The 1,065-nt window shown below is 67.9% G+C and carries 2 protein-coding genes; both read left to right on the top strand.

Annotation, left to right across the window (positions count from 1 at the left end; all coding sequences use genetic code 11):
• Positions 1-428 (top strand): TonB-dependent receptor domain-containing protein (locus ACMGDM_RS20615; protein WP_436806015.1); only part of this gene is annotated, 428 nt, incomplete at its 5' end.
• A partial coding sequence (locus ACMGDM_RS20610) for an aminotransferase class V-fold PLP-dependent enzyme (protein WP_436806014.1) occupies positions 428-1,065 on the top strand: 638 nt, incomplete at its 3' end. The genes ACMGDM_RS20615 and ACMGDM_RS20610, both read left to right, overlap by 1 nt.

Genomic DNA, 1,065 nt, shown 5'->3' with positions numbered 1-1,065 from the left:
TGAGCCTCGCCTACAATTACAACCAGACGCGGGTCCGCAGCGGTACCAGCGCCGCGATCACCAACGCCACGCAGCGGCGCGTGTTCGAGGAGCGGCTGCCGCAGCACAACGCCACCGGCACGTGGGGCTATGACGTCGGTCCCCTCGGGCTTCTGGTGCGCGGGCGCTATTACGGCGCCTGGACCGACGTGACGGGCAATGCCACCGGCGAGTTGTTCCAGCGCTTTGGCGGTATCGCGCTGTTCGACGTCTCGGCAACCTATCGCTTCTCGCCTCACCTGTCGCTGCGCGCGGGCGCGGAAAATGTGTTCGACACCTACCCGGCGGAGGCCACCAACCAGGCCAACCGCGGCCTGATCTACTCGCGCAACGCTCCATATGACACTGACGGCGGCCAGTATTACGTCCGCCTCGGGCTCAACTTCTGATGCTGGGGCGCCGCGCCGTGCTCGCCGGCAGCGTGGCCGCAGCGGCGCTGCCGACCGCACGCGCCGCCGCGACCGCCATCGAGGAAGAGGCGTATTGGGCCGGGATCGCGGCCGCCTATGACCGGCCGGCGGACGTGATCCAGCTCGAGAACGGCAATTGGGGTGCGATGCCGCGGCCCGTGCTGCGCGCCTATCAGGAGTGTGTCGCTCGGGTGAACCGCGATACCAGCTTCTACGCGCGTCGTGGCATGATCCGCGACGTGATGACCGCGCACGCCGACGTCGCCGCCGAACTCGGTGTACCGCCGGAAGAGATCGCCTTCACGCGCAATGCGACGGAGGCGCTGAAAGCGCTGATCCTTGGCTATAATCGGATCGAGCCGGGCGACGCTGTGCTGTATGCCGACCTCGACTATGACAGCATGCAGGCGTGCATGCGGAGCCTGGAACTGCGCCGCGGCGCACGCGTGCTCAAGATCAACCTGCCGGAGCCGGCGACCTACGCGAGCCTGATCGACGCCTATGATCGCGCGATGCGCGCCGAACCGCGCCTCCGCCTCATCCTGCTGACGCACCTCAGCCATCGCACCGGTCTGGTGCTCCCGGTTCGCGAGATCGCCGCCTTGGCCAGGTCGCG

The organism is Sphingomonas larreae, assembly GCF_051400595.1.
Classification (GTDB): domain Bacteria; phylum Pseudomonadota; class Alphaproteobacteria; order Sphingomonadales; family Sphingomonadaceae; genus Sphingomonas.
This window is presented reverse-complemented; position numbering and strand designations above follow the sequence as displayed.